Genomic DNA, 6,801 nt, shown 5'->3' on the forward strand with positions numbered 1-6,801 from the left:
CCGTGGCGAGCGCGAAGGCGGCCGCGAAGGCCGTGAGGGTGGCCGTGAAGGTCGCGGCGATCGTGATGGCGGCGCGCCGCGCGGCGAACGCCCGCGCCGTGAACCGCGCGCAGCGTACTGAGGGAGACTGGCATCATGGGACGTCCCTTCTTCCGCCGCCGCAAGTCGTGCCCCTTCTCGGGCGCCAATGCCCCCGCCATCGATTACAAGGATGTGCGCCTGCTGCAGGGCTTCGTGTCCGAGCGTGGCAAGATCGTGCCGGCGCGCATCACCGCCGTTTCGGCCAAGAAGCAGCGTGAACTGGCCAAGGCCATCAAGCGCGCGCGCCACCTGGGCCTGCTGCCCTACCTCGTGAAGTAAGGAGCAGCTGCCATGGAAGTGATCCTCCTTGAACGCGTCGAGAAGCTCGGCACCATTGGCGATGTCGTCAAGGTGAAGCCTGGCTTCGCTCGCAATTTCCTGCTGCCGCGCGGCAAGGCCCTGCGCGCCACCGATGCCAACAAGGCGCGGTTCGAAGCCGACCGTGCCCGCATCGAGGCCGACAACGCCAAGCGCCGCGACATCGCCCGCGTCGAATCGCGTGAGATCGAAGGCGCCAGCGTGGTGATGATCCGCGCCGCTTCCGGCACCGGCCAGCTCTATGGCTCGGTCGCCGCTCGCGACCTCGCCGAAGCGCTGACCCACGGCGGCCACAAGGTGAACAAGAACCAGATCGTGCTCGACAAGCCGATCAAGTCGCTGGGCGTCCACGACGTCAAGGTGGCGCTGCACCCGGAAGTGGTGGTGCTGGTGAAGGTCAACATCGCGCGTTCGGCCGAAGAGGCCGAGCTGCAGGCCAAGGGCGTCGACATCGCCGCCACTGCCGAGCGCGAGGAAGCCGGCTTCACCGAGGTGTTCGATCCGAACGCCGAGCCGGGCACCCTGCCGACCGAAGAGGTCGAAGGCTGATCTGGTAAGCCCGATCAGGCCCGAACACGAAACAGGGGCCGCCGGCATGTGCTGGCGGCCCCTTTTTCTTGCCCGGGCGGCTGGTGGCGACTATGCAGCCCGGCATGACCGATACGCCTGAAACCGCCCCCGAAACGCCGGCAACCGACTCGCCGCCCGATCGCCTGTCGGTCAATCCGCGCAGCGACTTCCACGACTGGGAACTGCTGCGGCGCGGCGTCGGCATCCGCTTCAATGGGGTGGAGCGCACCAACGTCGAGGAATATTGCATTTCCGAAGGCTGGATCCGTGTCGCCGCCGGCAAGAGCCTCGATCGCAAGGGCAACCCGCTGACCATCAAGCTCACCGGCACAGTCGAGGCCTGGTTCAAGAGCTGAGGCGCTTGCGCCGGCGTGCCGATGGCGTGACAAGCAGCCATGGCCGACCTGTTCGCCACTGACGATCCTGGACCGGGCGGGAATGCTCCCCTTGGCACCCCGCTGGCCGAACGCCTGCGCCCGCGCAGCCTTCCAGAGGTGGTGGGGCAGGATGCGCTCACCGGCCCGGATGGGGCCATCACCCGCATGGTGGCATCGGGCAGCCTCTCCAGCCTGATCCTGTGGGGCCCGCCCGGCACCGGCAAGACAACGATCGCACGCCTGCTCGCCGCAGCGGTGGGGATGCGCTTCGTCGCCATATCGGCCGTGTTCGCTGGCGTTGGCGACCTAAAGAAACTGTTCGCCGAAGCCCGCGAAGCGGCGAAGGCGGGCACCCGCACCCTGCTGTTCGTGGACGAGATCCACCGCTTCAACCGCGCCCAGCAGGATGGCTTTCTGGGGCCGATGGAGGATGGCACCATCACCCTCGTTGGCGCCACCACCGAGAATCCCAGCTTCGAATTGAACGCCGCCATCCTGTCGCGCGCCCGGGTGCTGATCGTGAAGCGGCTGGACGAGACGGCGCTGGCCGAGCTGCTCGCTCGCGCCGAAGCGCTCACCGGCCACGCCCTGCCGGTGACGGACGAGGCCCGCGCCGCGCTGATCGCCAGTGCCGACGGCGATGGCCGCTTCCTGCTGGGACAGGCCGAAACGCTGCTGGCGCTGGGGGACGTGGCGCCGCTCGATGCCGCTGCGCTCGCCGCCTTCCTGCACCGCCGCATGCCGGTCTATGACAAGGACCGCGAGGGCCACTACGGGCTGATTTCTGCTCTGCACAAGAGCCTGCGCGGCTCCGATCCCGATGCCGCGCTCTACTGGCTGGCGCGCATGTTGGTGGCGGGCGAGGAGCCGCTCTACCTCCTGCGGCGGCTGGTGCGCTTTGCCAGCGAGGATGTCGGCCTCGCCGACAGCAATGCCCTGCGCGTCTGTCTCGACGCCAAGGATGCCTTTGATTTCCTGGGCAGCCCGGCAGGCGAGCTCGCCATCGTCCACGCCTGCCTCTATCTCGCCACCGCGCCCAAGTCGAACGCCGCCTATGTGGCGGAAAAGGCGGCGAAGAAGCTGGCGGCGGCGACCGGATCCCTAACGCCGCCCGCCCACATACTGAACGCGCCGACCCGGCTGATGAAGGACCTGGGCTATGGCCAGGGCTATGCCTATGACCATGACGCACCCGATGGCTTTTCCGGCCAGAACTACTGGCCGGACGGCATGGGCGCGCAGACGCTGTACACGCCGTCCCCGCGCGGCATGGAGGCCCGCATCGCCGAACGGCTGGCCGAATGGGCCCGACGGCGCGCAGCGTTGAAGAGTGGCGCATGACCTGGGACGAGGTTGTGCAGATGGCGCTGGCGCTGCCCGGCAGCACGCGTGGCACCAGCTATGGCCGCGATGCCGTGCTGGTGCGCGGCAAGATGTTCGTGGTGATCGGGCGCGAGCCCGATCATTTCGTATTGCGTGCAGGTCTGGACGAGGTGGAGATGCTGATCGCCACCGATCCCGGCTGTTTCTTCCAGACCCCGCACTATGTCGGCTGGCCGGCGGTGCTGGCACGGCTGGCCACCGCCGATCCCGAACGCATCGCCGTGCTGGTGGAACGGGCCTGGGCCGGCCATGCCTCCGCCGCCCAGCGCAAGGCGCGGGGGTTGTGAGGTTCACCCGCTTCGTCGGCATCGACTGGTCGGGCGCCAAAGGCTGTCGGCACAAGTCCATCCAGATCGCCTGCTGCGCGGCGGGTGATGCGCCGCCCGAACTGGTGCTGCCGCCCGGCGGCGTGTGGTCCCGCATGGCGGCGCTCGAATGGCTGGGCCGCCTGTCGGGCGATGTGCTTGTGGGCATGGATGCCGGTTTCGGCTTTGCCGCAGTGCCGCCCTTCACCCAGCCCGCGCGCGAGCTTTGGGCCGAAGTGGAAGCGGTATGCGCTGCTGAGGACGACCTGGGCGGCCATGGCTTCATCCAGCACCGGCGCGAGGCCTTCTGGCTGGGCGCGGCGGACGGCCCCCGCCACCATCGCGCGCATCTGAGGGTGACGGAGCAGGTCTACAAGGACAGTGGCCTCGGCGTGCCGACCTCCAACTTCGTGCTGCTCGGCGCCTCCCAGGTTGGCAAGGCGACGCTCACGGCCATGCGCCTGCTGCACCGGCTGGAGTGGCCGGTGTGGCCCTTTGATCCGCTGCCCGGGCGTGGCCCGGTGATCCTCGAAATCTATGCCCAGGCCTTCGCGCGCCTTGCCGGGTTCCGGGGTAAGCTGCGTGATCTCCAGACGCTCGATACGGCGCTCGCCCGCCACGGCAGCCTGCCCATGCCGGCGGTCTTTCCGGCCACGTTTCCCGATCATGTCGGCGATGCCATCGTCACGGCCGCCGGGCTGCGCGCCATCGCGCTTCAGCCGCACTGGTGGCAGCCAGCCGCGCTGACGCCCGCCATTGCCGAAACCGAAGGCTGGACGTTCGGGGTGGTCTAGTGCCCTGGCCCTAGTGCCGCAGCGGCGGGATCGGCGCGGGCTCCCCGGCGCTGAACGCCAGCAGCTCCGCCTCGCTGGCGCCGGCCTCGAAGCGCGCCAGCAGCGCATCGGGATCATAGGCGACGCCCACCGGGTTGGCGGCAAAGTCCGGCCCGTGCATGAACAGCGCGGCCTGGCCCGGCGGCATCGCGTCCACCTGAAACTCGATGCGGTTGCCATCGGGATCATCATAATAGAGCGACAGGGTGGTGCCATGGTGGACCGGCCATACCGGCACCACGCCAACCTGCTTCAGCCGGCGATAAAGGGTCATCAGCGCGGCGGCGCTGGGCAGCGTGTAGGCGATGTGATTGAGGCCCACCGCCCCGCGATTCGCCGGGCCACCGGGCGCCACCAGGTCGAGGTTGAGCAGCGCGAAGCGGTGATGCTCGTCGTCGAAGGTCATGAAGGCCATCGCCGGGTTCTGGTGCACCACGTGGGTGCCGAACACCTGGTGATACCAGTCCAGCATGGCTTCGAACCGCCGTGTCTGGAACACGACATGGGCAAGCACTGGAGTTGGCACGGGCGCCGTGGTCATCGTCACTCTCCCCCCAAAGAGATCGCCCAAGTCTGCGCCCGGCCGCCACGATTGGCAATGGCAGTGCAATCCCGCTAAGGGGTGGCGATGAACCCCGCCATGCCCCATCTGCTGCTGGTCGCCCTTGGCGGCGCCATCGGCTCAATGCTGCGCTATGGCATTGGCCGCTGGGCGATCGTGGCGCTTGGCGGCGGCTTTCCGTTCGGCACCTTTGCCGTGAACATCATCGGCGGCTTCCTGATGGGCGTGCTGGCCGGCTGGCTGGCGCGCTTTGGTGACGGCGGCGAGGAGTTGCGCCTGCTGCTTGGCGCTGGCGTGCTCGGCGGCTTCACCACCTTTTCGGCCTTTTCCCTCGAGGTCTACAACATGATCACCCGGGCCGAAGTGGCGCTGGCGGCGGCCTATGCCGTGTCCAGCGCGGCCGGCAGCGTGCTGGCGGTGCTGGCCGGGGTGTGGCTGGCGCGGGGGCTGGCCTGATGCCGAACGCGATCATTGCCGAGGATGACGACGGCATCCGCCTCGACCGCTGGTTCCAGCGTCACGCCGCCGGCATCAGCTTCAACATCGTCTCGCGCTGGTCGAAAACCGGGTCGGTGCGGCTTGATGGGAAGAAGGCCGGCCCCGGGGACCGGATCGCTGCCGGCCAGCGGCTTGACTGGCCCGACACGCTGCCGGCCGAAACGGCGCCGCGCCCGAAGGTGAAGGAACGCTCGCCGCTGTCGGATGCCGAGATCGCCTATATGCGCGCGATGGTCATCCACCGCGATGCCCATGCGATCGTCATCAACAAGCCGCCAGGCCTGGCGACGCAGGGCGGCACCGGCCTGTCGACCAGCGTCGATGCCATGCTGGATGCGCTGCAGTATGATGCCCCGTCCCGCCCGCGGCTGGTGCACCGGCTGGACAAGGACACGTCGGGCGTTCTGCTGCTCGCCCGCACGGCGCGCGCCGCCGCCTTCTTCAGCAAGGAATTTGCCGGGCGCGAGGCGAAGAAGCTCTATTGGGCGCTGACCATGGGGGTGCCCAAGGTCAGCGCCGGCACCATCGATGCCGCGATTGCCAAGCAGCCCGGCACCGGCGGCGAGAAGATGCAGGTCGATCCCGAAACCGGCCTGAAGGCCAAGACCCGTTATCGCGTGATCGAACGCGCGGCCGGGCGGGCGGCCTGGGTGGAGTTTCAGCCGCTGACGGGCCGCACCCACCAGATTCGCGTCCACGCCGCCGCCATCGGCCACTGCCTGGTGGGCGACGGCAAATATGGCGGCAAGGAAGCGTTCCTGACCGGCGGGATCAGCCGCAAGCTGCACCTGCACAGCCGGAGGCTGGTGATCGCGCTGCCCGATGGCGGCCGCCTCGACATCAAGGCCGATCTGCCGCCCCACATGGCCGAAAGCTGGGCGATGCTGGGCTTCGACCTGGCGCTGGGCGATGTGGAGGAGGCGCCGCCACCGCCGCCGCCGGCGAAGAAATCCCGCCGCCTGTCGAGCACGGCGAGCGGCAACCGCCGGGGCGAGCGTCGTTCGCGCAGCAGCCAGCCCGGCGGTTCGTCCAAGCCACCGCGCCGGTCCTGACGACAAAGGACCAGGGCGCGATGCGCCCTGGTCCCTGTCGCGCCAGGCTGGGGACGTGCCTAGCGGCGACCCCTCCCGCGCGGACCGGCGCCACGCGGGCCGCCGCCACGGCCCGGATACAGCAGGCGCTGGTTGCCGGTGGCGCTGACATTGCGCGTCACCTGGCCGTCCGCGTTGCGGCTGGCCACCGCGTTGCGGCTGGCAATGGTGGCACCGGCGCTGTCGGTCAGCACGCGGTCCCGGGTGGCGCTGCCATCGCCGCGCACCAGGCTGCCGTTCAGATTGTAGGTGGAGCCATCGCGGCGGGTAATGGTGCCGCTTTCTGTGAAGCCGGTGTCGGTGCGGGTCCGCTCATAGGTGCGGCCGCTGGTGCTGCCGTCAAAGCCGGTGCGGCTCTGTTCGGTGGCAAAGCCGTTCTCGGTGCGGGTGCGCGTCAGGCTGTTGGTCATGGTGGCGCCGTCGCTCTTGCGGGTCACCTCGGTCTCGCGGCTGAAGGTGCCGGCGTCGCGGTCGCGGGTGATGGTGGTGCCGCCCGAGGCGCGCGGCGTGTCGAATGTGACGGTGCCGGTCTTGGGGGTCGGCTCTGGGGCGGTCTGGGCGGCGGCGGCGCTGGCCAGCAGCAGGACCGTGGCAGACATCAGGATACGCATGGTGGTCACTCCCTTCGCATGTGGCGGGGCGTTGATGCCGCCCACATCAGCCTCAACGCTGCGAGGGCCGGGAGTCCTTCGCGAAAAAATTCAACGGCGGCGGCGAATGGCATCGCGCGGCGGCCGCGACGCCCGCAGCGCCCGCAGCTGCTGCAGGCTGCGCAGCCGCTGC

At 69.2% G+C, this 6,801-nt stretch carries 10 protein-coding genes; 8 read left to right on the plus strand and 2 right to left on the minus strand.

Going from position 1 to position 6,801, the window contains the following annotated elements:
* The first annotated feature begins 135 nt into the window (after window positions 1–135).
* The 6 genes from rpsR (at window position 136) to GJV64_RS09945 (ending at window position 3,828) form a co-directional block, all read left to right on the plus strand.
* Complete coding sequence (gene rpsR, locus GJV64_RS09920) at window positions 136–360, plus strand: 30S ribosomal protein S18 (protein ID WP_164157082.1); 225 nt, start codon at window positions 136–138, stop codon at window positions 358–360.
* Window positions 361–372: 12 nt separating this feature from the next.
* Window positions 373–948, plus strand: a complete 576-nt coding sequence (rplI, locus tag GJV64_RS09925) for a 50S ribosomal protein L9 (protein WP_164157083.1) — start codon at window positions 373–375, stop codon at window positions 946–948.
* A gap of 104 nt (window positions 949–1,052) precedes the next feature.
* Complete coding sequence (locus GJV64_RS09930; protein ID WP_164157084.1) at window positions 1,053–1,325, plus strand: DUF3297 family protein; 273 nt, start codon at window positions 1,053–1,055, stop codon at window positions 1,323–1,325.
* 39 nt (window positions 1,326–1,364) lie between these two features.
* Window positions 1,365–2,687: a replication-associated recombination protein A gene (locus GJV64_RS09935; protein WP_164157085.1), complete on the plus strand. Its 1,323-nt coding sequence runs from the start codon at window positions 1,365–1,367 to the stop codon at window positions 2,685–2,687.
* Window positions 2,684–3,016, plus strand: coding sequence for an MmcQ/YjbR family DNA-binding protein (locus tag GJV64_RS09940; RefSeq protein WP_164157086.1), 333 nt, complete (start codon window positions 2,684–2,686; stop codon window positions 3,014–3,016). Before GJV64_RS09935 ends, GJV64_RS09940 begins: the two co-directional genes overlap by 4 nt.
* Window positions 3,013–3,828 carry a hypothetical protein gene (locus GJV64_RS09945; RefSeq protein ID WP_164157087.1) on the plus strand — a complete coding sequence of 272 codons (816 nt, stop codon included), beginning with the start codon at window positions 3,013–3,015 and terminating at the stop codon, window positions 3,826–3,828. The genes GJV64_RS09940 and GJV64_RS09945 overlap by 4 nt, the downstream gene beginning before the upstream one ends.
* Window positions 3,829–3,838: 10 nt before the next feature.
* On the opposite strand, the gene GJV64_RS09950 is transcribed toward GJV64_RS09945, so the two are convergent.
* Window positions 3,839–4,408, minus strand: a complete 570-nt coding sequence (locus tag GJV64_RS09950; RefSeq protein WP_164157088.1) for a VOC family protein — start codon at window positions 4,406–4,408, stop codon at window positions 3,839–3,841.
* Window positions 4,409–4,507: 99 nt separating this feature from the next.
* Here GJV64_RS09950 and crcB point away from each other — a divergent pair, with 99 nt between their 5' ends.
* Window positions 4,508–4,885, plus strand: a complete 378-nt coding sequence (gene crcB / locus GJV64_RS09955) for a fluoride efflux transporter CrcB (RefSeq protein ID WP_164157091.1) — start codon at window positions 4,508–4,510, stop codon at window positions 4,883–4,885.
* Entirely contained in the window at window positions 4,885–5,979 is a 1,095-nt protein-coding gene (locus tag GJV64_RS09960) for an RluA family pseudouridine synthase (protein ID WP_164157089.1), read from the plus strand. Before crcB ends, GJV64_RS09960 begins: the two co-directional genes overlap by 1 nt.
* A 59-nt stretch (window positions 5,980–6,038) precedes the next feature.
* Here GJV64_RS09960 and GJV64_RS09965 read toward each other — a convergent pair whose 3' ends face one another.
* Window positions 6,039–6,617, minus strand: a complete 579-nt coding sequence (locus tag GJV64_RS09965) for a hypothetical protein (protein ID WP_164157090.1) — start codon at window positions 6,615–6,617, stop codon at window positions 6,039–6,041.
* Window positions 6,618–6,801: the final 184 nt, after the last annotated feature.

It is taken from the genome of Sandarakinorhabdus rubra (assembly GCF_010994245.1).
GTDB lineage: Bacteria > Pseudomonadota > Alphaproteobacteria > Sphingomonadales > Sphingomonadaceae > Sandarakinorhabdus > Sandarakinorhabdus rubra.

Bases quoted from the DNA above. Each gene is read 5' to 3' on its own strand.
- rpsR (WP_164157082.1), top strand. From the start codon at position 136: ATGGGACGTCCCTTCTTCCGCCGCCGCAAGTCGTGCCCCTTCTCGGGC.
- rplI (WP_164157083.1), top strand. From the start codon at position 373: ATGGAAGTGATCCTCCTTGAACGCGTCGAGAAGCTCGGCACCATTGGC.
- GJV64_RS09930 (WP_164157084.1), top strand. From the start codon at position 1,053: ATGACCGATACGCCTGAAACCGCCCCCGAAACGCCGGCAACCGACTCG.
- GJV64_RS09935 (WP_164157085.1), top strand. From the start codon at position 1,365: ATGGCCGACCTGTTCGCCACTGACGATCCTGGACCGGGCGGGAATGCT.
- GJV64_RS09940 (WP_164157086.1), top strand. From the start codon at position 2,684: ATGACCTGGGACGAGGTTGTGCAGATGGCGCTGGCGCTGCCCGGCAGC.
- GJV64_RS09950 (WP_164157088.1), bottom strand. From the start codon at position 4,408: ATGACCACGGCGCCCGTGCCAACTCCAGTGCTTGCCCATGTCGTGTTC.
- crcB (WP_164157091.1), top strand. From the start codon at position 4,508: ATGCCCCATCTGCTGCTGGTCGCCCTTGGCGGCGCCATCGGCTCAATG.
- GJV64_RS09960 (WP_164157089.1), top strand. From the start codon at position 4,885: ATGCCGAACGCGATCATTGCCGAGGATGACGACGGCATCCGCCTCGAC.
- GJV64_RS09965 (WP_164157090.1), bottom strand. From the start codon at position 6,617: ATGTCTGCCACGGTCCTGCTGCTGGCCAGCGCCGCCGCCGCCCAGACC.